This is a genomic window from Paenibacillus solani, from assembly GCF_001277345.1.
Taxonomy (GTDB): domain Bacteria; phylum Bacillota; class Bacilli; order Paenibacillales; family Paenibacillaceae; genus Paenibacillus_AQ; species Paenibacillus_AQ solani.
The window spans coordinates 85362-109518 of the sequence record NZ_LIUT01000001.1 but is presented as its reverse complement, the minus strand read 5'-3'; the positions used below and the strand labels follow the sequence as shown (position 1 = coordinate 109518).

The window sequence follows — 24157 nt, the reverse complement described above, 5'->3', positions numbered from 1 at the left end:
AAGATATGTGACTCAAAACGATAAGTGTATAATTTCCAAAACATCATTTCTTGGCGGGTTTGACTGTTTCCATAGTTTTGTGGTTACTATAATAAGGCTTTGTCCAATTTCTATTTTTGACAAATCTTCAATTCCATTACCCAGAACCAAAAGATCATTACTCTCCTGATCTTTTACTGTAAGAAGCAGGCTCTTCTTATTATTAAGTTCAGAACCCAAGACTACTACCCATTTACTTTCTATATCTTCTTTTTGGTAATTCGGATTTTCCTTAATGAAATTTTGAATCGAATTTCTTTTCAGATCTTCGATTTGGTCCTTACTATATATCTTTTTTACTTCCTCGTTGTCGCTTGCTTTACTAGTCTCTATCACTTCTTTGTTTATCTCAGAATCTTGCGATCCGCAGGCTGCAAATAATAGAACCATGAGTATAGAAATTAGGGTAATTGTTAATTTGTTCACCATTTAATCCCTCCTATTGTGTCTGACGAAGCTAGTATCAAGTTTGTTTCAGACTAGGGCTCTACTGTCTCCACCTTCACCCTCTTCTCCCTCTTCTCCCTCTTACGAGGCCTTTTTGACGACGCGGCAGGATTCACTTTATGTTAAGGCCTGGTATATGTCGCCCCCTGTCTCCGACAGATACTTCTGTCGATACGCTTTTATGCACAGAAACACCCCGAGCGATTTCGAATCGTTCGGGGTGAAGTGAATTTCAGCGAGCTTTCCTACGGTTATTAACGAAATCAAGAATCCACAAAATCACATAAATTAAAACACCAAGCATCAGGAAGGCAGAATATCCTACTTTCATTAGAACCTCTTTATCCAAATCGATCGGAGGCGATTGATAACTATCACTATACACCGGAATATCTTTAACAAATTGATTGCTCTCGGCATCTAAAAAAAACGTTTGATATTTCTTAGTACTGCATAAGTGATCTTCAAAATAGACTGAATCGGCAGTTATAATTCCTTCGACCACCTCGTCGATATCTCCCTTTATTCGGCCCTCCATTTTACCGTATCCAACATGAAATATCTACTCGGATACGACAGTTTACTGACTTCGACCGTTTTGTTGCAAGCAACTTGGATGTATTTCTCCAGTGAAGTTTGGATCTTTTTCGTCACATTACTCTTATAAGTATAGTAATCACAAGGAACCTTCAAGGTAACGATGAACAGGACAGAGAAAACAATTGCAAAAATAGTAGACCTTCTGAAGACCTTCATATCTGCCCCCCCTTAAGCTACTTACTTAAACCGAGAATGGCTTATATTATTTTATCGTCCATAAACCAGGACCCAAGAACTTACTATCGGGATACGGCATTGCTTCAACCTGGGCGAATGTACCTAGCTGCCTTGTACCCGAACCTTGTACTAATCCAAGCGACTCATCATTCGCTGTAGCGTTTATTGCAAAGTAGGCAGATGTAGCCCTCTTCACCAGACAATTCAACGCTTGCAGCAATCTCTTCACCTTCCATTGTAAGACGGTAAGCAGTATCTGATGCCGTCTCAGTTGTATCTATTAAATCGGACGGATTATACGCAGGCACAATGGCAAAAAAACTCTTGGCCGTTAACTATTGGTACATCGTAGTAGTGAATAAAGGCAGACCGTAAGTAGAACAATTGTTAAACGCTTCAACTTCTTAATCCTCCTTAACCTTACTATTTATTGATAACGCTATTAAACGATATCTTCATTTCATACATTTCGACGACACATCATTCGATAACATAAACGGTTTGACCGCTGATTATATCTGAGCTTTTCTTAATAGCAACAGACTCTTCCAGACAGAAAGCTGGGCGAACTCCAGTGTCGATATCCGCAGTCGCTGTTCCTAACGCCCTACCTATTGTGAACACAGTGTAAGTTTCCCAAGTACTAGGAGTGCGTGTCCAGTAGGGGCTTTCTTCCCCGTTAGGAAAATAAGCAATTCGGCGCTTATAATTGTCAGAAAAAAACTTTAGTGTATCCCCCTCAGGAACGCTTACATAAGATTTTGGACCATCCAACTCCTTCAATGACAACAAGAATACTTTACGTGAGATTTCTATTGTTTCTTCTCTAGCATCACCTAAACTATTTTTACTCGTAATTATAATTTTGCTGTTAACAATCGTATCTTGCACCGTCCGACTGAATCTGTTAATAAACTCGTCGTTCAAGTATTGATCTATGGAGCTATCTTCGTAATATCCTCCGTTTTCATAACTTGCCCACATATGTCTTTCGTTCTTCTTAAACGGCATCCTGTTTTCTAATAGTTCTTGCCTCAACAACAGTACTTTACCGCCATAATTGGAAGTAACAACGAGGTATGGCACATACATATTGTCTTCCTTGAGATACACCGTGTACCCTTTTTTAGGATTAACATCGTATGCCAAATCTCGCAGTTTCTCTTTCTTATCCGCTGAGAATAGAAATATGCCAGATTTCAAGACTGGAAAAGCGCCGAAAGCTCCAAAACCAATAATACAAAGGAAACAAAACGCTAAAATAAACCGAAAGTTCCTATTACATATCATGGTTAATACTCCTACTCCTATTTGAGAATCGCTTATAGCACCATATCAATAAAACGCCCCGAGCGATTTCAAATCGTTCGGGGTGAAGTAAATTTAGCGAGCATTCCTACGGTTATTAACGAAATTGGTCGGAGGCGATTGATATCTCCCTTTATTTCGTTTCTCCATTCCCCTTTGACCCACTTACTTAAACCGAGTACAGGCTATATTATTTTGTCGTCCACAAACTCGGCAATCTTTCGGGTTCCCATCCTGGCTGAGCAACATGGGGTTGGATGCAAACGTATTTAACCCCATTATAGAAAACAATATCATCCAACTTATAAGATATCCACGGTGTCCAAACCTTCGCTCCATCTGGCAAAGTTGGCGAGGATATTAATTGCCAGAGGGACCGAGTAAGCTCCGGATTCCAATCTTGTTGTGAAGTATGGGCTTGTATACACTGGTAATTCTGACCCATGTAGGATACTATATCTCCTTTTGAATATTTTATTTCTGACCAAAAGAAAAACCGCCCTATATTTAGGCGGTCAATTCTGAACTATCGTGTCCCGTCAGTTGAAGAAGAAAAGGGAAGCGTATTCCACAATCGCGCCCTTTTCTTGAAGATTAGTTTACTTTAGGATTCTAATAATTAGAGTATTATTGCCACTAAAGCAGAAAACACGACTACTGAAAACGGAATAATATATAAACATTGCTTTTTTCTTTTAGGAACAAGAAACAAAATAATAATTATCAATAAAGCATATAATATTTCAGTGCCAAGCATATAAAAATAGTTCCCCTTACTTATAAGAACATTTTCGTATTGCATGAATTTTTCATAATAGTTTACCGTAGAAAGATAGATTTTATATCCTTCAAATGCAATTACGGAAATTGGTAATGCTGTAATAATGCTGGAAATTAAGTGATTAGCATGAGAAAACCACATTATATAGGCTGGAATTGTTGATAGTAATGCAAGGATGCACCAAAAAATAATATATTTTATTGGTAAAAGTCCAAGAAAAAATATTGTGTATACGTAATACGAAAATAGCATTGAAATTAGGAAAATAAAAACACGTGTTGCGGCTAATTTAGGCGTGTATGAATATACAGCTATCAAAGTAGAAACGAAAATCCATATCCCCCAGTTACTTCCGATGACTCCCAAAATTGAAATTTCGTTAGGAATTATAGGTGAATCGAGTATCTTAGCAATCAAACCCAATGTAAATCCAAAAACGAATGAAAATAAAACCGAATATGCTATTTTCTTTTTTCCTACATTAATATTAGTACGTATTCTATTAGATTCTAAAAATACGCTCATAAATAACCATCCTCCTGGATTTAGAAACACATTCTTACATCTGACAAAGTTGATATTTCCACTTGATATTCTTCAACAATCCTTCGCCCGTTAGCTTAACGCGAATAATGAAAGGAATATTGTAACATATTTAATTGTATAATGAACGCAATTCTAAACGGGAGTAATTGTTGTTTCACTCAAACACAATCACTGAGCCGTATAATTAGCTAGTTGCTTAAGCAAAACAAAAAGAGGGGCAGGCGCCCCTCTTTTTAATTTCCGCCAATACATCTCCGATTTAATTGTCCTTCCGCACTAACAGGGAGCAACACTCCACATGTGTTGAGTGCTGACGGTAGAATAAATTAAGATGATGTGGCTGTATTCACCTAAGTACTTAACGAAACTTCATCTAAATTCTTTACATCACATAATTAAAATACCTATTACAAAGCATCATTCCAATCAAAGACATTCGGATGCTGCTTCTTCCCGCTTGGAATAACCTATTTAACCAGCTTAACCATATATAATGAATTGAGCTTATGTGGAATTGCCGAAGCTGCCGAAGTCCTCGGGTGGAACAAATCGACGTTGGTTCGTTTTCGAAAACCAGGAGGCTTACCAAAAACAATGCTTTCACTGCCTGAACCGATTCAAGAACTAAGTTGTGGACCGATTTGGCTTGAGAGCGACATTATCAACTATAAAAACTCTGTGGAGGCAATTTCGATGGAGAAATACCAACGGTGCGTTGATGCCGGTATTGAGGTCGATTACAAGATGGGATGGGACATGAACGGCTGTTTGGTCTGCTCACCATAAATTGCAAGTTAATGAATTGAAGGAACTGTTTCAAGCGAACGGTTGGGTCGATTATTACCGTGGTATTTGCCGCAATCCGATATTTTAATTTAATGCAGTATCAACTGGCGCCCCCATATATTGTGGGGGTTATCCCATTTTTACTAATTTTCAATTTAACTCTGCGCTTTACCACTATTTGTGATGCGGTTCCCCGTACATAACCTCGCGTCCTCAAACCATTGTCCATTTCGGAATATATAAAACGTCACTCACCATAACCATATACTAGCTCAGTTTTGTGCCGTTTGTGAGGAAAGCCAAATTTTCTTCTAATGCCTTTCAATCATATAGATATAGTAAATGGTAAATACAAAACCGAGCAAAAAGGGCTACCAAATGGCAGCCCCACTTATAATTCATCTCTTCTAATCCTAAACTCTACTAGCCATGTGATGAGTCCCGTCTCATTTGTCGTCATTGCCTCGAAGTGCTTGTTTACGAATTAGGTAACTCTTTTTCTTTCTCCCGTTACATTACCAGAGTCAATAATAAAAATAGTCCATTTGTTAAGCCATGTACCCATACTGCAGGCCAAACAGAATTTGTTCGTTCATACGCCCATGCAAATATGATCCCCCCAAGAAAATTCGCAGGCATCGCGTTATAGGTAGGAATATGGACTATCGTAAAGAGACTCGCACTCAAAAACATTGCCCAACCAATGCCTAATCGGGTTCGCAGCCAGCGATAGATAAAACCGCGATAGAATATCTCTTCGTATATAGGCGAGATGATCACTGCTGATGCAAACGCAATGAATACACTGAAGACCGTAACATTCTGCTGAATTGATTCCGTCTTAGAATTTTCAAATGTATTGCCGATATAGCTGGTAAGGATCATTACGATGGTGCTGCCTATAATCAGCAAGAACGTCCATAACAGAATTCGCCACCAATCCTTCGCAGGAAAGGATCTTAAACCCACTTCACTCCAAGAAAGCTTTTTAGGACGTAGCCCTATGAAATACACTCCCAGCATTAATACTATTGCTATTGTAAGCCCTGTCAATGTTCCTGAATACAGCTCATCTCCAAGCCATTGCGCATATACGGGTTTTACTACAAATTTAATAAATCCGATAACAAATACAAACTCTAGCAACAGCAAAGCTACAAACTCTTTCCATGTCCAATTATCCCTTTGTTTCCAATGCGTTAAGTGATCAGTCATTCCCTTACCCCTTTGTCTCTGTGATATAATTCAAATATAATGGGTGACGCTACGTCACCTGCAAGCATTTTTTTTGGAGGAATATCATGAGTCATTGGACAACAGGACAAGTATCCAAACAAAGCAATGTTTCTGTAAGAACACTTCGCTATTATGATCAAATTGGGCTCCTTACACCTAGCTTTAAGGACGAAAGCGGACGCCGTTGCTATTCCGAAGAAAACTTGTTTACTTTGGAAAAGATCACACTTCTAAAATCTCTCATGCTTCCACTCGAAGAGATTCAGAATTTATTGGATAAGCTATCCTACCGAGAAATACTAAAAGCTCACTATAATCATCTTCAAGAACAACTTTCTTCGCTCCAAACTAGCATCTCCAATACGACCTCGCTCATCAACATGTTTGATCTTGAGGGAGAATTATCGTGGAAACGAATTTCACATTTAGTACAGACAGCCAAACATAATTCGAAAAAATGGATTGAATATTTTGAAGATGACGAGAAGGATTTTTTAGAACAAGTGCTTCCTAGTCTTAGTAAAAGCGACCGAATCACCCAACAATATATTTCACTATTACGGAGAATTGAATGGTGTCAGCAGCATAGCATATTACCTGAATCTGAAGCTGGCTATCAGATTGGTTGTGAGTTGATTGCAGTTTCCAATGATACATTTGATGGAAATGAAGAGTTAATGAATAAGTTTTGGGAAGTAAGAAAAATGCCGTCAGAGACAACTGGACTGTATCCTGTAACAGATCAATCACTGGAATTTGCAGAACGTTGTATTATCTATGCAGAGCAATTGCTGAATAAAGAAAATGAATGATTGGTTTCTTAACACTATAGATCTGAGTGATTCCTTCATCCACCAATGATCATTGTTGCATATATCCTCAGCAAACTATGTGGATGTAACAGAAAATGCTGCCGATAATTGATATGCTCCCCTTACGGTAGACAGGTGGAATAATAAAAAATATGGTGCGTCAGAGAAACTCGTTATCTATGGTGAAGTCGAGAGTGGGAAAATTGGTGTTAAGACTGCAACCAAGAAATACGGTATCAGCAAACCGGCTTCTGCGAAATCCTGGAATGAAAAGAGCAAACAACAATGGCATTTCTAGTGCCTACAGTTTCAAGTATCTTCCATGAACTCGGGTACTTATAAAAAAAAGCCCAAGCAAGTGACTGCTTGAACTTTACAGAAAAACATTAGGTTAATGTGGCTCTAAATCACTATGTTCTCACGAGCGACACACAGCATTCAACATGCACCGTATGTGGAAACATATCCACCGGCGTTACTTCCACCGTGCGATACCCGCCATCCTCCAGCACCCGTAAATCTCTTGCCAGTGTTGACGGATTACAACTCACGTATACCACGCGCTCCGGCTTCATTTCAAGGATCGTTTCCAAGAGGCGCGGATCGCAGCCCTTGCGCGGCGGATCGACCACGATAACATCCGCCTCAATGCCCTGCTCTTTCCAGCGTGGAATAACATCTTCGGACGCGCCAACCTCGAACTCCACGTGGGTCATGCCATTCAGCTCTGCATTCGCGCGGGCATCTTCGATCGCTTCCTTCACGATCTCGACCCCATACACCTTCTTGGCATGTTGGGCCAAGAACAAGGATATCGTCCCGATGCCGCAATAGGCATCAATCACTGTCTCGTTACCAGTCAGTCCGGCATACTCCACCGTCTTCCCGTACAGCACTTCGGTCTGAGCTGGGTTGACTTGGTAGAAGGAACGAGCCGAAATTGCGAACTTCACTTCGCCGATATAGTCATGAATGACCTCACGCCCCCACAGGACGCGGGTTACATCCCCAAAGATCACATTGGTTTTACGTGTGTTCACGTTCTGACAGATGCTGACGACAGCCGGGAGTTCCTCACGGATAGCTGAGATCCATTCGTTCAGGCGTGGAATCCGTTCGCCGTTCGTTACGAGCACAATCATCATTTCCTTGGTCGCAAAACCAATCTTAACCACCACATGGCGGAGCAAGCCTTGACCTGTCTCTTCGTTGTAAGCGGTGATGCCCAGCTTACGTCCGATAGCTTTGACACGGCTGACAACTTCGTCATTCTGCTCGTGCTGAATGAGACAAGTCTCCATGTCCACGATCCGATGGCTGCCGCGGGCGTAGAAGCCGCCTACAAGGCCGCCTTCCGTCACGCCAATAGGCACCTGGGACTTGTTGCGGTAACGCCAAGGCTCGCTCATGCCGAGTGTTGGACGAACCAAAATTCCTTCTTTGTCTGAATGGCCAGCATCTTGTCCATCGCCCACACACGTCTCTCCAGCACTTGTATCCTCTCGCACCACCTGCAGCTTCCCGATTCGCTCCAGATTGTCCACGACCAGCTGGCGCTTCCACGCAAGCTGCCCGGCATAACTCATATGCTGCAGCTGGCAGCCGCCGCATTGATCATAGATTGGACAAGGCGCAGCCATCCGGTCTGAGCTGGCCTGAACAAGCTCCATCAGCTTGGCATAACCGTACTGCTTCTTGGTCTTAAGCACCCTCACCCGGACCTTCTCACCCGGCAGGGCTCCGGGAACGAACAAGGTGTAGCCTTCGGCCCGGCCTACTCCTTCCCCGTCATGGGTCATACCGATAATATCGATGACAACCTCGTCATTCTTCGCCACCGGCAGATCTAATAAGGCTGCCGAACTGGCCGGCTTGCTGCCGCGATGCGGGCCGCTTCCTTTGCGGTTCTTCTTCATGATGTGCTGTTCACTTCTTTCCGTTCAACTTGTCGCTTACTACTACTCTATATTCCCCATCGGAGCTCCATCCATAATCGAGCCGAATAGCGCTTCCGTTAGCTTTCTTCACTTGCCGCATTAATCTCAAACAACTTATAACCTAAACAACAAAAAGCTCCCTTCGGGGAGCTTATCGTACAAAGCTCACGTCCATCATTATACGGGAGCCCTGTATCTTATTCAATCCATCCAGCTTGTAAATCCATTCATTTCCTTACAATAGACAAGAGCCGAACCGGGGAATGTTGAATAATTCCACTTTTCTCCATAACTCATCACACGGTTCGCCTGCCTATCCGACCCATAGGGTCGGTCTGAGAAAGATATTTAGCACAAATCGACCGCCCACCACTGAATTTCGGGCACTGCCGCTGCTATCCATTACCCAAGGCCTTAACTCAGCCAAAAATCCGGATATGATGCGGAAGCACACTAAATGTACCCGGCAGGACGCCGCCGAACTCACCGTCCAGGTTCAGCTGAACCTGTCCCGGAGAGACAACCTCCATATAGTCGGTGCGGAAATGCACGATCTTCTTGTCATTGATATGCTCGCCTCGAAGAGCAAGCGTCGCAACGCGAACGAACTCCGCAAGATTGCATTTGCGCAAAGCAATGACATCGAACAAGCCGTCATCAATGCTCGCGCCCGGCGCGATTTTGTCGAAACCGCCGACCGAGTTGCTATTGGCAATGAGGAACACCATGAATTCATCATGAATTGCCTGATGACCGCTGGCGTTGATAATAAGCTCCTGCGGCGTGAGACTGACCATTTTCTCAATCCCCTTCAGGTAATACGCCAACTGCCCAATCATCGTCTTCAGCTTGCTGGGCACCTCATAAGTGAGCTCGGTCAGCGTGCCTCCGCCCGCAATATTAATGAAGTAACGGTCATTCGCTTTACCAACGTCAATCGGACGCGTCTCGCCTCGAATCACCTGATCGCAGTACTCCTCCCAATTTCTCGAGATGCCGAGTGCGCGCGCAAAATCATTCGTTGTTCCCAGCGGAAAAATACCCAGTGGCGGAAGATTATCCTTGCCAGCCATTCCGTTAATGACCTCATTGAGCGTACCGTCGCCACCGGCGGCGATGACAAGATCATACCCGCGTTCAACGGCATCTGCCGCTTCCCGGGTCGCATCCCCTTCTCCGGTTGTGGCATGACAGGAAGTCTCAATGCCAGCACTGTCCAGACGGTTCAATATATCAGCAAGCCGACGCTTCATTTCCTCCCGGCCGGAGGTCGGGTTATAGATTAACCTTGCATTTCTCATGAACGATACGCCACCTACTTATGTTTTCAAGGATTTAAGAAGAAGCTTCGCCTGTGACTCCATCCACTGCGGCAGCAGCGGATGTGGAAGCAGGGTTCGGCCTGAATAACGGCACTCCAGTCCCTCGAGTCGGTCAGGGATTACCTTCTCCGTAAAATATCCCTCACTCAAAAAAAGCGGAGCCACAATTACTTCGCAGCCGCGCTCCATCCATGCTGTTACTTTGTCCCGCACATCGCCGGGACTGAGTAAGGCATAATCCGCGCTTGTACCGCTTACCTCGCTAACTCTCCGTGCCAATGAGTTAATACCCTTTTCCCAGCGGCGGCGAAACAGATCATGTCTGCTGCCATGCCCAACGAGGAGAATAACTTCCTTCTCCGGGTTAACCGACAACTCTCTTACCTTATCCCACACCATACATGCAATCTCGGGGTCATCATCGATCGGTGTACCAAAATGAACCCGGGAACGGACCCTGAATGGTGCCAGGTCCGTATCCATGTCCGGCGCTGCCTTTGCTCCTATAGCATAAGCGATTTCATCGACATGCGTGCTGCCGGACGAAACAAATAACGGAATGACCACAATGTCGGTGACACCCTGGTCTTCCAAGGCCGATATGCCGTCCTGAATCAGACGGCCCTCTACCAATTCCAGGTATGAAGATACGACCGGTATATCTAAGTATGATGCCATCTGCTTTACAGCTTCGTCCACCAGCGATACCCATTTCCGTTCACGTGAACCATGGCTAATGACCAGCACACCTGGCTTCATCATAACCTAACGTCCCAGGCGCTCCAGCGTCATTTTATAACCGTCATTGCCGTAATTCAGGCAGCGCTTCACACGCGAGATGGTTGCCGTGCTTGCTCCCGTTTCGGCTTCAATCTGGTTGTATGTGCATCCCTTGCCAAGCATACGCGCTACTTCTAGCCGCTGCGACAAGGACTGGATTTCGTTCACGGTGCAGAGATCATCGAAGAATACATAGCATTCTTCCACGCTGCCCAGAGTAAGTATCGCTTCGAATAATTGATCGATGCTTTTATCATTTAGCTTCTTTAATTGCACTGGATGATCATCCCCTATTGTTACTGTGTATAACACTTGCACTCTCATTGTACCCGAGCGGATATAGTATTTTCAAGCATTAACGATTTCACGCGCTACAGGACGACCATTCCCCTAGGTCCTTCGTCACATTCCAGCTCATCTCGCACCGGCAAAAGACGCTTCAAGTCTTCTGGGCCATCGCCCGATTCCGCTCCTATCCCGAAAATCGGGGTATTCGCCTAAACCTATCGCCCGCCCGTATCATACAGTATAGTATCTTAACTCAAAAAGGAAAGTGATATTATGACTCGTCAATCGCACTACTATCATCGCCGACCCGTTTCCACTCGCTCACTTAGTGAATATGAATCACCGCCGCAGACGCCATCGCCATACCCTGGCATTGCTCCATACAGCGATTATCCCGAAGTTGGTGAAACCGCATTGTATCCTTATACCGACACTGCTCCCGAAATGGAGGCCTCGGCTTCAGCTCTAGCTCCATCCACAAATTCCGGCGGGGGCGGAGGCCTTGCAAGTCTCCTCGGAGGGGGCGGCGGCGGGGGCGGATTAAGCAAGCTTCTCGGCGGGCTTGGAGTCAGCAATATGAACGACATCAAGGGCCTCATCGACCGAATGGGAGGCATTGACGGTATCGTCAACAACATCGGCAAGGTGCAAAAAGTGGTGCAGGGCTTCCAGCAGCTTGCCCCCATGTTCTCCGTGCTGGCAGGTGCACTGGGCAAGAAGAAAGGCGGCAGCGGTTCCTCAGCCAACCATACTGACCTTGACGACGGCTACGAATATAAGCCGAGAAAGCGCCGCTCCTCTGGAAGCAGACGCCGGTCCGGCTCGCGCAGGACCTCTGGCTCCTCCAAGAATAGGCGCCGCCGCTAGACTATGATGAAATGCGCTCGAACTCACGAAAATTGCTGGCGACTCTGTCAGCCTGCCCTGATGCCTGAACGCAGCTGAGTTGATACACACCATATGCATTGGTGCAGGGCAACAACATACATCATGCAGCAGGCTCCAGTCTGTCTTTTTGGACTGGAGCCTGCTCTTCGTTCATATCAGATATCCATTCAACGTGTCCAGTCTCCCTCAGAATCGGTTTCAGCAGAATCGACATGCTTATGTGATTTGAACTGGAACCAATAAGAGCCACGCAAACCGGAACGCAGCAGCATTGTAATACTTCCCAACAAATACAGAACTGTCGGAATTCTCTTCATCTGGGGATAGAACATGAGAATGCTCCCAGCAATAAACAACAATCCCGTCAGGATCTCGCTGATGACCATGCCTACCTCGTAACGATTTGTCACAGCGAGTTTGCGGTTTTGATTTCGTTCTCTTATCCTTGCAAAGCGAAGCAGCCGGGAACGCAATGGCCCATCTGGTTGACGCGATGAACGCTTCTTGTGATGTGGTTTGAGCCCGAGTTTCATATGCTGTCCCTCCTCAGCAAGCCTTTACCCCTTAAGGAGGAACAAGAAACGATAGTTAATCGGCATGAAGCACAAGTCGAACGCTCATAGAGAGACAGGTTATGGGCAGTTTTCTTCTATACCATAAAGCTCAATTCTATACTCACCCATTTTCAGGATCCATATCAAAAATTACGTGTTACACTAATCCACTTGTTGAACATTCTTATTATATTCCACTTCCTTATAGGTTGGGGAAGAGGGGTTCATATCAATAATCACTGTCCTTAATTGCAATTTATATTTACCGTTCTTGAAATCAACATCATACGTTACAGGTGGGAGCTCACCAATTTCCGATTCTTCTACTTTCACAGAGACTTTAACACTTCTAGGATCAGTGTCATTCACTGAAATAATCTCAAAATCCTCTACATGATTGTGAGTGTTATTTAAGATTGTTCTTTCCAAAGTAGTTTTCTCATCTTTATACATGTGATTATCAGAGATACTTACTGCATCTTCAAAATTACCATTTTGTAAATCACTAAAATATCTTTCTACGACAGCAATTGCCTCGGTCCTTGGATCCTCGGGTAGTTTCGATGCATTATTTGCACTCGCATAACTTAAAGCAGATGCTATAATGCCTACAGCTATAAGACTAACTATAAATTTGGCCTTCATTTTTCCATCTCCTTAGCTTCTTCATGGTTCTCTTATAATTAACACCCATAAAGCGCTAGAAGTTGGTTATTTTAGTATTTACTCAACTGATCGGAACATCCGCATTCCCCTCTTATTTAAACCAGCCCCTGCGCACAAACCACACCACCATGCCCGCGCCAAGCACGAACATCAGGACCAGCACCAAATAATATCCATAATGCCAGTGCAGCTCCGGCATGTTCACAAAGTTCATCCCATAAATCCCGGCAATCAGAGTAAGCGGCATGAAGATGGTTGTGATGACCGTCAAGGTTTTCATGATCGTATTCATACGGTCAGAATTGACGGATATGTAACTGTCACGAAGATCGGCTGTCATCTCACGGTCGGCTTCAATCATATCCGACAGCTTCAGCAGATGATCATATATATCGGAAAAATAAGCATGGTGCTTATGATGCTCCAAATGCTGCGAATTCACGATCCGGTACATCAGATCCCGCATCGGCACAACCGTCCGCCGCAGGCGGAGCAGCCTTGCCCGCAAAGCAAACACCTGGTTCATCAGAATCTCTACCGAATCTTTCTCCCCTTGGCTTTCCAGATCCGCCAGCTCATCCTCGATAGCGAAGAGGCTTGGGAAATACTGATCAACCAGCTTATCCATAATGGTATACGCCGTGAAGCTCGGACCGTCCTTCGCCAGCGCCTTCTTGTTAGCAGCCGAAACGATACGCTCCCATGCCTCATCTATTTCGGTCAGCGGCTGCTGGTGAAAGGAGACTACAAACGCCTCGGACAGGAACAGATCCACCTCAACAGCCTGGAGCGTATCCGACTGAAGCGCATGAAGAACAAAAAACTGCATTCCTTCGTAATAATCCATCTTGGGCCGCTGCAGCGTATGCAGACAATCCTCCACCGCCAGCGGATGAAAGTGAAAATAACTCTCCAGCTTCTGTGCTTCTTCCGGAGTAGGATTGTTAAAATCTGCCCAGATCCAGGCATAATCGTCCATGCGGATATCCTCAAGCGATAGCCCGGTGACCACCTCATGGCTTGGTGTTATAGCCAGCGTCCGAATCATGATAGAATATCTCCTTTCTCATGAGCTATATCTTTTATTACACAAAAAAAGCCAATCGTTTCCTGATTGGCCCCACAACTATCCATTCTCTATGTGTAGTAATTCATGTTTAGAAGAATATTTTAAAGATGACTCCTGACAGTACAGCCGTAATTGGAATCGTAATAAACCAAGTCACAACAATGCGCCCTGCCAGAGACCATTTAACGGCGGAAAAGCGTTTAGCGGATCCTACGCCGAGAATCGCCGAAGTAATCGCATGTGTCGTACTGATCGGCAAATGCAGCAGCGTTGCCGAGAAGATAACAGAGGCAGCCGAGAAATCAGCGGCGAACCCGTTGATTGGCTCGATTTTAAAGATTTTGGTACCCATAGTCTTGATAATCTTCCAGCCGCCTACGGACGTTCCGAGGGCCATTGCGGTCGCTGCCGAAATTTTAACCCAGAGCGGTACTTCCATCTCGGTCAGTTGGCCAGAGGTTACCAGCGCGAACGTGATGATACCCATCGCCTTCTGTGCATCGTTGGTACCATGCGTGAAGGATTGCAGTGCTGCAGTGAAGATTTGCATGGTGCGGAAGCCTTTGTTCACCGTATGCGGACTCCGCTTGGCAAAAATAATCTTCAGCAGCTGCATCACCAGATAACCGATCACAAATGCAATAATCGGTGAAAGGACCAGCGCCAAGACGATATCCGTAAATCCGGCATAATTCAGCTTGTCACTTCCTGCTCCGACAAATACCGCCCCTGCCAAAGCCCCGATAAGAGCATGCGATGAGGAAGAGGGCAGTCCGAACCACCAGGTAACCAGGTTCCAAATGATGGCTGCAAGCAATGTTGCAATAACAATTTCGATCCCGTTATCCAGCTTGGTAGGGTCAGCAACGCTGCCTCCGATGGTCTTGGCAACTCCAGTGAACAGCATCGCACCGATAAAGTTCATGCTGGCTGCAAGAAGGATCGCTACTCGCGGTTTCAAAGCCCGGGTGGATACCGACGTCGCGATGGCATTCGCCGTGTCGTGAAACCCGTTAATGAAGTCAAATGCAAGCGCCAAAAAAACAACAATCACTAATACTAACATCGTTGTATCCATTGTTCAAAGACTCCCTTACGAGTTGCGCATAATGATGGATTCCAGCATATTTGCCACGTCTTCGCAGGTGTCCGTGGTCGTCTCAAGACGTTCGTAAATCTCTTTTTTCTTGATCAGCAGAATCGGGTCAGAGACGGTGGCGAACAGATCCTTGATGCAGATGCGCAGCAGCTCGTCGCCTTGGTTCTCCAGATCGTTCAAGCGGATCGTGTACTCACGAATAGCCAGAAGTTTCTTCTGCGAGAGCAGATGAATGGCCTTCTGAATTTCGTAAGCAGATTGACGCAGAATTTCGGCAAACTGTACCATGTACTCGTCAGGTTTCCCCAAATTGTACATATAGAAGCGAGATGCCGTTGCTTCCAATCCGTCCATCACATCGTCCATGCTGGTTGTCAGGTCCATGATATCGTCGCGTTCGATTGGCGTGATAAACGTTTTGTTGAGCTCAGTAATGATGGTATGCGTGTAGGTATCACACTGGGACTCGTATTTTTTCATTTCATTGGCAAATTCAAGCACATCTTGAAGATTGGAAACGTGCTGCGAAAAATAATCTGCGGCTTGTACCACCGTATCGGCCATATTCTCCAGCGTTTGGAAGAATATATCCTTTTTCTTCAACTTCATACTCTTAACCCCTTTTTTGGATAAATTGCCGCGAACGCTGTAATAAAGATAGACAACCTTGACTATCTTATCACATCACGGCAGGGTGTGTATAGAAAAGTAACATTCAAAAATGTAAGAAACTAACAAAAAAGAAGTTGCGTGGAAACCCTGACCATTCCTTGCCTATTAACATCTCCGGATGCGTACATATTATTCCAAAAAGTATCCAGATTTACCTTCCATTTATCAAGGATTCGAGATGGTCACATGACTATCAAACGAAGGATCATTAGGTACAATGTTAAAATATGTCGTTCCTGGAACCAGCGTGACTTCCTTACCGTCCTTCACGAAGCGGATCGCATCATCCGCCGCATGGACCCACTGTCCATGGATGACCTCTCCACGCTGAAACAGCATCGCTTCTCCGCCTGCTTCCACGTTCACGGCCAGCCGGCCTACATCATCAAGAACCTTATGATCCGCGCCGAGCACGATTACATTCGCTGCCTCAAGCTGTGTATTGTCATTCAGATCCACATGCGGCGATCCGTTGATCGACCGTTTGTACGTATTGGATGAGCCGTCATACTCATAACCCACGATATAATTGTTAAGTAAAAATTTGATTTCTACCTTATCTGCAGGCTCACCGGAAACAATCTCCACGGGTTCAGTGCCCTCTGCCCCATCGACGCTAGCCGCGCTTGTCTCCGAATAAAATGGATATTGCGGCACCTTTACATCGTTGCCATAATTGAGCTTCACCGCGCCTTCGCGGAGCTTCTCATCGCTCGAATACAAATTATGAGGTGCTTTGCGGTCCTTATCTCTCCAGAAATAGGCACCCGCGTTCCCAATCTCGTCCAGATCCTGCTTACCCTGCTTCTGAATGATGGAATATGCTTCAGGGCTGCCGCCTGCATGTACCAGCACACCGCCGTAGCTCTCGCCAAGACGAATCAAATACGGACGAATGCTGCGGATCGGTCCAATCTTCTCAATCCCGCTCTGACTCTGATAGATAGCTATCAGTCTCGTGATGCCTCCCTCCGCGAGAACTTCATACACCATATCGGCTTGTCCCAGACCCGACTGGGGCCTGGCGGCAGGTGCATTATTTATCATAACGGCCAGTGGCCTCTGTGACAGTGATTCTTCTAATGGCATGCCAGTTAAAGGTGCCTGATATAGAGAAGAAGTATTCTCTTCTGGCACTTCTACCGGCTCATCAATCGGTGCCTCCACCTCAGTTGGCGGAGCCGGCTCCACCTGCTGTTTCCCCCCGCCACATCCGGACAGCAGCAGAACCGTCGCTATGGACAACAAGCTTGTCCTCCATGCCATTTTCCTGAAAGACCCTTTGCTTTGCATCTGGTTTCCCCCTAATACTCTCAATACTTATTACCCTAATATTCCAGACCACTTACCCTATATTGCCAATCTTATTTCCAACTTTAAACTACATTTAATCACAAAATTCCTGCTTTGTCTTTACAAACAAAGGAGGCCACAGTGGAATGATTATCCTGCTTTTACTTGGTTTACGGCTCCGGATTCCTTGTCAGGCCAGGCGATTGCTTGCCAAACTCGAGGATAATGCTGGAATGTTCACAACTTTGTGATATTTTTCACGTGTAATGTGAAATTTTTCACTTATAATAAAGACATAGAGAAGGTGATCACTTCCCAAGACAACAAGAATCGACAACATCGACGGTTTTAAACAAGATTAGCAACATAGCTTTCAACCTATTCATCAAAATTACATCTATTAAGTCATCTAAGGAGTGGTTTATATGTTTAACAACTGGCTGAGAAATAACAAAATTGCAATGTGGCTTCTGACCTTCATCCGGGTTTATATCGGTTATGAATGGATGACAGCAGGCTGGGGTAAATTAACGGGTGGTGGCTTTGATGCTGGCGGCTTCCTGCAAGGCGCGATTGCCAATGCTGCAGGTGACCATCCCGCTGTACAAGGCTGGTGGGCAGCGTTCCTCGAACACGCAGCACTGCCCGGCGTGAAATTCTTCAACGTCCTCATCCCACTCGGTGAGTTTCTGGTAGGTGTCGGACTGATCCTGGGTACCTTCACTACCTTCGCTGCCCTTATGGGACTGGTCATGAACGCCGCGTTCCTCTTCTCGGGCACCGTGAGCACAAACGCTCAAATGCTGCTGCTTGAAGTACTGATCGTCGTCGCTGCTGCCAACGCTGGTAAAATCGGTCTGGACCACTGGGTACTCCCTTATCTTCGCTGTCTCTGGAACAAAATGACGCATAAAACCGATCATCGAGGTGGCACTACCCATACACCGCTTAAAAAGCGGATCGCGTAAGATACACCCCTGAATAAACTAATGGATGATGGAGAGCCTCCGGGTTTTCCATCATCTTTTTTTATGCCAGTAACCCATGCCACATTTCGAACATTGAGAATACTGTATGTAAATACAGATTTATGTAATTATGAATATTTTGTGAAGAAGCGACATCAAATAGATTGTTGCTATTTTTTTAAGCTTCATCGCTCTTGCAAATTTCAAATTTACAAAAATCTGAAAACAAAAAGAGAATGATTACTCATGGAGGAGTGGTGCGAGTGTTTATTCAATGGTTTCAGTCAAGCAGGATTGCCATGTGGCTCGTTACGGTCATTCGGGTGTATGTCGGGTATAAGTGGATGACCGCCGGCTGGGGCAAGTTAACGAAAGGTTTTGATGCAAGCGCATTTATGCAAGGTGCCATCTCCAAATCCACTGGAGATCACCCGGCCGTTCAAGGCTGGTGGGCCGCATTTCTGAAGCACGCCGCACTGCCGGCCGTCAAATGGTTCAACATCCTCATCCCGATAGGTGAGTTTCTCGTGGGACTTGGCCTTATCCTCGGCACATTCACCGTGTTCGCAGCGCTCATGGGGCTGGTCATGAATTCAGCCTTCCTCTTCTCCGGATCCATCAGCATCAACGGTCAGCTCCTGCTGCTGGAATTTCTGATCATTCTTGCAGCTGCCAACAGCGGCAGAATCGGATTTGACCGCTGGCTCATGCCTTACCTCCAGCACAAACTCACACGTAAAGCAAAAATCAGCAGTGAACCATCCTCTTTGCAGAATCAAGCCGTCTGAACAATGAACGGATGATCGAGACCTGCCATCCCGGTCATCCGAATTATTGTTTTTTATGACGTTATCCATAGGTATGTAAATTTTTTTATGAATTTAATCATAATTGTGATTTTAATCACATATATTGTGATTTATTTCACTTATAATAAAGACATAGAGAAGGTGATCACTTCCCCAGGCAACAAGAGTCGACAACATGAACATAAGAAACATCGTATTCGTAACTTCATTACAACATCTATTAAGTCATCTAAGGAGTGGTTTATATGTTTAACAACTGGCTGAGAAACAACAAAATTGCAATGTGGCTTCTGACCTTTATCCGGGTTTATCTCGGTTATGAATGGATGACGGCAGGCTGGGGTAAATTGACGGGTGGTGGCTTTGATGCCGGCGGCTTCCTGCAAGGCGCGATTGCCAATGCTACAGGTGACCATCCCGCTGTACAAGGCTGGTGGGCAGCGTTCCTCGAACATGCAGCACTGCCCGGCGTGAAATTCTTCAACGTCCTCATCCCGCTCGGTGAGTTCCTGGTCGGTGTCGGACTGATCCTGGGTACCTTCACTACCTTCGCTGCCCTCATGGGACTGGTCATGAACGCCGCGTTCCTCTTCTCGGGCACCGTGAGCACCAACGCTCAAATGCTGCTGCTTGAAGTGCTGATCGTCGTCGCTGCTGCCAATGCTGGTAAAATCGGGCTTGACCACTGGGTACTCCCTTATCTCCGCGGCCTCTGGAACAAAATGACGCATAAAACCGATCATAATGGCGGCACTACCCATACACCGCTTAAAAAGCAAACAGCTTGATCCGATAACGAACTGAGTTAGAATTCATACATTACACAACAAAAGCCGAGCTTGTAACACAAGCCCGGCTTCTTATTATTCGAATGACCAGCAATTCAAACTCAAACTGCCATATTGGTAAGATTGAAACAATCGCTTGGCCTTGCGGCCACGATCAGCAGCACCCATCGCATAGAACAAGGGAACAAAATGCTCCCGTCCGTAGGAAGGGACAGCATCACTGGCGTGTGGTGCTTTTTTGTCATACGCAAACAGTTGGTGAAGATTCCATTCCGACAGCTGCTCCGCGATCCATTCATCGAATGCAGCCGCCCACTCATCAGGCTCATCGCTCTTATGCACCATCCGCAGATTGTGCACCAAACCGCCGCTTCCAATGATCAGGATACCTTCTTGACGCAAATCGGACAGCATCGCACCGATGGAATATTGTTCGCTTGGCGAGCGCTTGGAGTCCACGGACAAGGCCACCACCGGTATATTCGCATCAGGGTACATTTTTCGCAGAATGACCCACACTCCATGGTCCAATCCGCGGCCAGTTACGGCTTTGGCATACAAATTTCCTGCCTCAAAGCGTTTACGAATCTGAGCTGCGAGCTCAGCGCTTCCAGGGGCCGGATACGTAATCTGGTACATTTCCTCCGGAAATCCGTAAAAATCATGCATCGTGCCATGCTTGGCGTCTTCGGTCAGCCGTTGATCCGGATCATCCCAATGGGCAGAAAATACCGCTATGCCTCTAGGTACAGGCAGCTCCCGTCCCAACTGCTCCAGGAAGCGGGTGTATTCGTTGTCCTCCAGGGCCATCATCGGCGAACCGTGGGCAATAAATAAAGCAGGTAACGTCATCGATGCCACCTCCAGCTTCAAAATCAAGGGACAACTCTATTGTACTGCTAAATCGCCCATTATGCCAAATCACTTGCTTAAATCATCCAGTGCTGCCACTCTTGTTGCTGGTTCTCCTGATCGTTCAGCCAATTCCGGGTCCGCTGAAGAAGCTGCTCGCGCTGCGGCCCCGCCGAATACGTGTGGTCAGCCTGAAATATGATCTCCTTATCGCAGCGCCCTTCCTGACGCATCCAGAACACCTTTTGGTACAAGAAAGCGTAGTCCACCGGAATGACTTCATCCGAGGTTCCATGGATCACAAGCACATCACCTGTAAACTTGATTGCTTCCTGAAAAGGCTGCCCTTGAGCCAACGAATCGAAGAAAACCGGCGTAAAACCGTATCCCAGATAATCGGCAGAACCCGCCTTCACCGAAGCATCGTATACATCGCGGCCTGTGATTTTGACGATATCATTGAACGGATAACCTACAGCCGACCACAGAATCAGATTCTTCACCCGCCGGTCACGGACCGCAGTCAGCAGAGCGACGGCGCCGCCCAGGCTATGTCCGATTAATGTAATGCGCGTAGGATCAACATCGGCGCAGCTAAGTCCATAATCGAGGACGGAACGGGTCTGGGCAATCATCGAATCCAGCCCCTCGCTTCCGTAATGGCCCGAGCTCTCTCCGCATCCGATATAATCAAAACGGATTACCATGTAGCCATCTCGGGCGAATTCACGCGCCGTTTTGACAAACAACCGATCCACGCCGATCCGGCTTCCGACGAACCCGTGGCAGATAATGACCAGGGGGACCCGATGGCATCGGTCACCTTGAGCCGTTTCTTGTAATGGGTAATGGATTGTCGCTGTAAGTTCCTCTTGATTATGTCGAATGGTGATTTGCCGTTCCATGCCAAATTCCTCCTTGCGATCATACGCCGCCATCATAATATATATAATTCCGATAAGTTTAATATGAATTAATTAAACTTATCTTAGCATCGCCATTATGGATTGTCAACGCAAATAGCAAGCAGGATGGCACTTAGAAACTTCCGATTTTACTCGTAGCTCTGTCGGAACATTGCGTGGGTCTCTTCACGCCCGCTCCAATCATTCATCCAGGTCTTTCCGACAGGATCGTTCTCCCATAACGATGATGCGGACAAATCGGATTCCTCACCTTCGGAGGTCAATCCTCCTTCAGACTGGGCAAATGCCCCGTTCTCTTCACGACTGCCAGTGACAACCTCTTGACCATTAGCTCGCGCAGTTTCTCCCCCATGCAATTCATCATCAAAATAATTAGCTTCCACCTGAGAAATCCTCCTTCTTTGCCCTGAATCATTCAAGGGGATCGTCTATCGACCCGGAATGCTTATTATTGTGAAATAGCAGACAAGAAATTATACCAGGTTCATAAATATGCCATAGACCTTTCAATCCAGCATGCTTTGCAAGGGTTCTCTGCCTATGATATATTGCATAACAAGATGGCAGACAGATGTCCCCCTTATTTCGATATAAGGGGGACATTCGCTTTCATCTCTTATGCATCACCTAATTAACCTTAAATACCTTGCTTAGTAGCTATAGCTTAGATATACAATTAACCCGCGGAGGACAGTCACAATGAATATCAGACAGATGATTAAGGAGAACAATCGGCTTCAGGATGCCATGACACCCGACAATCTTAGTTATTATCAGGACATGGTTGTCTATATACGCAGCAGCGCTGTACAGGAGCGGCAATGCGAGGAACTGCTGCTCGAAATGGCAAGGCGGCTGCTGGATGCTCAAGATAAGGGCAAGGACGCCAAGGATGTCTTCGGCAACGATCTCGAATCCTACTGCAAGGAGCAGATCGAACGGCTGCCGAAAAGAAAAGGCCTCAGTGCTCTGCAATACCATCTCATGATCCCCTGGATTGCCTTGACCTGGTTCTTCTTCGTACAGGCAATCGTTGGGTTCGTTACGATGTGGGCCGGCGGCCCGGTGGAACGAATGACGCAAGTTCGTATTTCTACACTAATCCTCATTGCCGGGGGCGCTTATGTGTTGATTCATGTCCTAATGAAATGGATGAAGAGTGACGCCTTTAAACCCGAAGCAGCCCAGCGCAAGATTAGTGCGCGCAACATCGGAGTTTATGTTGCAATTACAGTATTGATTCTCGTCGCGGGCGTATGGCTCGGACGCCATCTGCCCGTTCTGGTCATTGCACCATGGGTCAGTCTATTCATATTCCTAATTGGGCTTACTGGAACAAAACTGCTTTTTTCGACGAAATAATACAGTTTCGTCATGAAATTGTGATGAGTGGATAACAAAATCTTTAATATTTTTTAGTTGATTGTCATCTACAAATCTATCGAAAATGGTAGGATAAAGGTAATGTGTGGTAAGGGAGGAATATTAATGTCCAAATCCAGCAAAACTGCGATAACTGCTATCCTTGCGCTTGCTCTATCGGTCCAGACCGGCGTTATCGCCAGCGCTGCACCCGCTTCCGTTCCCCAAACGGGGACTGCCGCTCTTTCCAGCAAAGCTACGGCCTTCGGCAATGCCGTGTACGCCAAAGCAAATAAGCTGTTAAAAGAAGCAGACGTGGCGTATGCGAAGTCTTATATTACCAAACACATCCGCAGCGTCACCCCCTATCAGGCTACCATGCTGGTGCTCAGGCTGGAGAACGCAGCCAAAGATGCGCTGTCGGCAAAAACTGAGCATGTGTTTCAAATTGGCATTCAAGATAAACTGATGAAGCTGTACAAATATGGGGAGCCAATTCAGACCACCCTTAACAAAACCAAGGATGAAACGCTTCGAAAGGAGCTTATTAACCTGCGCGACAGCGGCTACAGACTCCATACGTCCGAGGGCGTAGTCTACCCGATTATCGACTATACGACCTTTAAATCCTACAAACCTTATATCCAGAAGGATGCTCAGGCTTATATCGATATCATGATCGTGGAATCCGAGAAGCCTGCGGTCAGTGATGCGGCCCTGGTAATCCCATGGTCCGAAGTCATTGAACGGGGAATTGCCCAAGAAGCCTTTATCAACACATATCCCAAATCAAACCGGGTGGCGGACGTGAAGCTGAAGCTGCATTTTACCGAGTCGAGCTTGTTTTACGGATACAACAATACGCCATTATTTAAATACGAAGACAATCTCCTGGATCCGGAAGCCCGCCAAGCCCTAGATCAAGCGCTTAAGAACAGTGAGGCCGTCTCTAACAGCTCGCTGCTGAAGAAGCTGAAATCCTGGTCCGATGTGCTTGAGAACAACAAGGACAAGCTGAACCAGGAAGTGGAGCAATATCGCGCCAAAGCGGTTCCACTCGATTAAAAAGAAGACAAGCATCCAGCCTCACTTTAACGACGGCATGATACTCCAGCTATGACACCCAAAGAAGAAGCCGGATTCCCATCGATG

The 24157-nt window shown here is 45.9% G+C and carries 28 protein-coding genes; 7 read left to right on the top strand and 21 right to left on the bottom strand.

Annotated features, from left to right (window positions below):
- Window positions 1–12 precede the first annotated feature (12 nt).
- The 8 genes from AM231_RS00550 to AM231_RS00510 all read right to left on the bottom strand — a co-directional run bounded on the left by AM231_RS00550 (window position 13) and on the right by AM231_RS00510 (window position 5899).
- The gene (locus AM231_RS00550) at window positions 13–468 is read right to left on the bottom strand and encodes a hypothetical protein (protein WP_053489866.1); all 456 of its coding nucleotides are present in this window, start codon (window positions 466–468) and stop codon (window positions 13–15) included.
- A 250-nt stretch (window positions 469–718) separates the two neighbouring features.
- Window positions 719–991: a hypothetical protein gene (locus tag AM231_RS00545; RefSeq protein ID WP_131724702.1), complete on the bottom strand. Its 273-nt coding sequence runs from the start codon at window positions 989–991 to the stop codon at window positions 719–721.
- A 17-nt stretch (window positions 992–1008) separates the two neighbouring features.
- Complete coding sequence (locus AM231_RS00540) at window positions 1009–1242, bottom strand: hypothetical protein (protein ID WP_054400835.1); 234 nt, start codon at window positions 1240–1242, stop codon at window positions 1009–1011.
- A gap of 46 nt (window positions 1243–1288) precedes the next feature.
- On the bottom strand, window positions 1289–1492 hold the full coding sequence (locus AM231_RS29375) for a hypothetical protein (protein ID WP_131724701.1): 204 nt from the start codon (window positions 1490–1492) through the stop codon (window positions 1289–1291).
- Between the two features lie 251 nt (window positions 1493–1743).
- The gene (locus tag AM231_RS28930) at window positions 1744–2553 is read right to left on the bottom strand and encodes a DUF6273 domain-containing protein (protein WP_054400834.1); all 810 of its coding nucleotides are present in this window, start codon (window positions 2551–2553) and stop codon (window positions 1744–1746) included.
- Window positions 2554–2761: 208 nt separating this feature from the next.
- Window positions 2762–3049 (bottom strand): carbohydrate-binding protein, encoded by a 288-nt coding sequence (locus AM231_RS30395; protein ID WP_423212912.1) that lies wholly within the window; start codon window positions 3047–3049, stop codon window positions 2762–2764.
- Between the two features lie 141 nt (window positions 3050–3190).
- Entirely contained in the window at window positions 3191–3877 is a 687-nt protein-coding gene (locus AM231_RS00520; RefSeq protein ID WP_053489872.1) for a hypothetical protein, read from the bottom strand.
- A 1317-nt stretch (window positions 3878–5194) separates the two neighbouring features.
- Window positions 5195–5899 (bottom strand): CPBP family intramembrane glutamic endopeptidase, encoded by a 705-nt coding sequence (locus AM231_RS00510; protein ID WP_053489874.1) that lies wholly within the window; start codon window positions 5897–5899, stop codon window positions 5195–5197.
- An 86-nt stretch (window positions 5900–5985) separates the two neighbouring features.
- On the opposite strand from AM231_RS00510, the gene AM231_RS00505 reads away from it, so the two are divergent.
- Window positions 5986–6732: a MerR family transcriptional regulator gene (locus AM231_RS00505; protein ID WP_054400833.1), complete on the top strand. Its 747-nt coding sequence runs from the start codon at window positions 5986–5988 to the stop codon at window positions 6730–6732.
- 410 nt (window positions 6733–7142) lie between these two features.
- Here the strand turns inward: AM231_RS00505 and rlmD are convergent, their stop codons facing one another.
- From rlmD to AM231_RS00485, 4 genes are all read right to left on the bottom strand, one after another.
- Complete coding sequence (gene rlmD, locus AM231_RS00500; protein ID WP_054400832.1) at window positions 7143–8648, bottom strand: 23S rRNA (uracil(1939)-C(5))-methyltransferase RlmD; 1506 nt, start codon at window positions 8646–8648, stop codon at window positions 7143–7145.
- 440 nt (window positions 8649–9088) lie between these two features.
- Window positions 9089–9970 (bottom strand): diacylglycerol kinase, encoded by an 882-nt coding sequence (locus tag AM231_RS00495; protein WP_054400831.1) that lies wholly within the window; start codon window positions 9968–9970, stop codon window positions 9089–9091.
- A gap of 18 nt (window positions 9971–9988) precedes the next feature.
- Window positions 9989–10753, bottom strand: coding sequence for a sirohydrochlorin chelatase (locus AM231_RS00490; protein ID WP_054400830.1), 765 nt, complete (start codon window positions 10751–10753; stop codon window positions 9989–9991).
- A 3-nt stretch (window positions 10754–10756) separates the two neighbouring features.
- Window positions 10757–11047, bottom strand: a complete 291-nt coding sequence (locus AM231_RS00485) for a YerC/YecD family TrpR-related protein (RefSeq protein ID WP_053489879.1) — start codon at window positions 11045–11047, stop codon at window positions 10757–10759.
- Window positions 11048–11332: 285 nt separating this feature from the next.
- On the opposite strand from AM231_RS00485, the gene AM231_RS00480 reads away from it, so the two are divergent.
- Entirely contained in the window at window positions 11333–11926 is a 594-nt protein-coding gene (locus AM231_RS00480) for a hypothetical protein (RefSeq protein ID WP_054400829.1), read from the top strand.
- 188 nt (window positions 11927–12114) lie between these two features.
- Here the strand turns inward: AM231_RS00480 and AM231_RS00475 are convergent, their stop codons facing one another.
- From AM231_RS00475 to AM231_RS00450, 6 genes are all read right to left on the bottom strand, one after another.
- Entirely contained in the window at window positions 12115–12480 is a 366-nt protein-coding gene (locus tag AM231_RS00475) for a YrhK family protein (protein ID WP_053489881.1), read from the bottom strand.
- 183 nt (window positions 12481–12663) lie between these two features.
- Window positions 12664–13146: a hypothetical protein gene (locus tag AM231_RS00470; RefSeq protein ID WP_054400828.1), complete on the bottom strand. Its 483-nt coding sequence runs from the start codon at window positions 13144–13146 to the stop codon at window positions 12664–12666.
- Window positions 13147–13258: 112 nt separating this feature from the next.
- On the bottom strand, window positions 13259–14215 hold the full coding sequence (gene corA / locus AM231_RS00465) for a magnesium/cobalt transporter CorA (RefSeq protein WP_054400827.1): 957 nt from the start codon (window positions 14213–14215) through the stop codon (window positions 13259–13261).
- 109 nt (window positions 14216–14324) lie between these two features.
- The gene (locus AM231_RS00460; RefSeq protein ID WP_053489884.1) at window positions 14325–15314 is read right to left on the bottom strand and encodes an inorganic phosphate transporter; all 990 of its coding nucleotides are present in this window, start codon (window positions 15312–15314) and stop codon (window positions 14325–14327) included.
- Between the two features lie 15 nt (window positions 15315–15329).
- On the bottom strand, window positions 15330–15944 hold the full coding sequence (locus AM231_RS00455) for a DUF47 domain-containing protein (RefSeq protein WP_053489885.1): 615 nt from the start codon (window positions 15942–15944) through the stop codon (window positions 15330–15332).
- 228 nt (window positions 15945–16172) lie between these two features.
- The gene (locus AM231_RS00450; protein ID WP_054400826.1) at window positions 16173–17300 is read right to left on the bottom strand and encodes a DUF3048 domain-containing protein; all 1128 of its coding nucleotides are present in this window, start codon (window positions 17298–17300) and stop codon (window positions 16173–16175) included.
- Window positions 17301–17725: 425 nt separating this feature from the next.
- Between AM231_RS00450 and AM231_RS00445 the strand changes: the two genes are divergently transcribed.
- The 3 genes from AM231_RS00445 to AM231_RS00435 all read left to right on the top strand — a co-directional run bounded on the left by AM231_RS00445 (window position 17726) and on the right by AM231_RS00435 (window position 19865).
- Window positions 17726–18268, top strand: coding sequence for a DoxX family protein (locus AM231_RS00445; protein WP_054400825.1), 543 nt, complete (start codon window positions 17726–17728; stop codon window positions 18266–18268).
- 263 nt (window positions 18269–18531) lie between these two features.
- Window positions 18532–19056 (top strand): DoxX family protein, encoded by a 525-nt coding sequence (locus AM231_RS00440; RefSeq protein ID WP_053489888.1) that lies wholly within the window; start codon window positions 18532–18534, stop codon window positions 19054–19056.
- Between the two features lie 266 nt (window positions 19057–19322).
- The gene (locus tag AM231_RS00435) at window positions 19323–19865 is read left to right on the top strand and encodes a DoxX family protein (protein WP_053489889.1); all 543 of its coding nucleotides are present in this window, start codon (window positions 19323–19325) and stop codon (window positions 19863–19865) included.
- 75 nt (window positions 19866–19940) lie between these two features.
- On the opposite strand, the gene AM231_RS00430 is transcribed toward AM231_RS00435, so the two are convergent.
- The 3 genes from AM231_RS00430 to AM231_RS00420 form a co-directional block, all read right to left on the bottom strand.
- Window positions 19941–20717: a DODA-type extradiol aromatic ring-opening family dioxygenase gene (locus tag AM231_RS00430; RefSeq protein ID WP_054400824.1), complete on the bottom strand. Its 777-nt coding sequence runs from the start codon at window positions 20715–20717 to the stop codon at window positions 19941–19943.
- Between the two features lie 77 nt (window positions 20718–20794).
- Entirely contained in the window at window positions 20795–21622 is an 828-nt protein-coding gene (locus tag AM231_RS00425) for an alpha/beta hydrolase (RefSeq protein WP_053489891.1), read from the bottom strand.
- A gap of 149 nt (window positions 21623–21771) precedes the next feature.
- Window positions 21772–22026, bottom strand: coding sequence for a hypothetical protein (locus tag AM231_RS00420; protein WP_054400823.1), 255 nt, complete (start codon window positions 22024–22026; stop codon window positions 21772–21774).
- Between the two features lie 316 nt (window positions 22027–22342).
- On the opposite strand from AM231_RS00420, the gene AM231_RS00415 reads away from it, so the two are divergent.
- Window positions 22343–23005, top strand: coding sequence for a DUF1129 family protein (locus tag AM231_RS00415; RefSeq protein WP_054400822.1), 663 nt, complete (start codon window positions 22343–22345; stop codon window positions 23003–23005).
- Between the two features lie 126 nt (window positions 23006–23131).
- The gene (locus AM231_RS00410; RefSeq protein WP_054400821.1) at window positions 23132–24070 is read left to right on the top strand and encodes a hypothetical protein; all 939 of its coding nucleotides are present in this window, start codon (window positions 23132–23134) and stop codon (window positions 24068–24070) included.
- Window positions 24071–24157 lie beyond the last annotated feature (87 nt).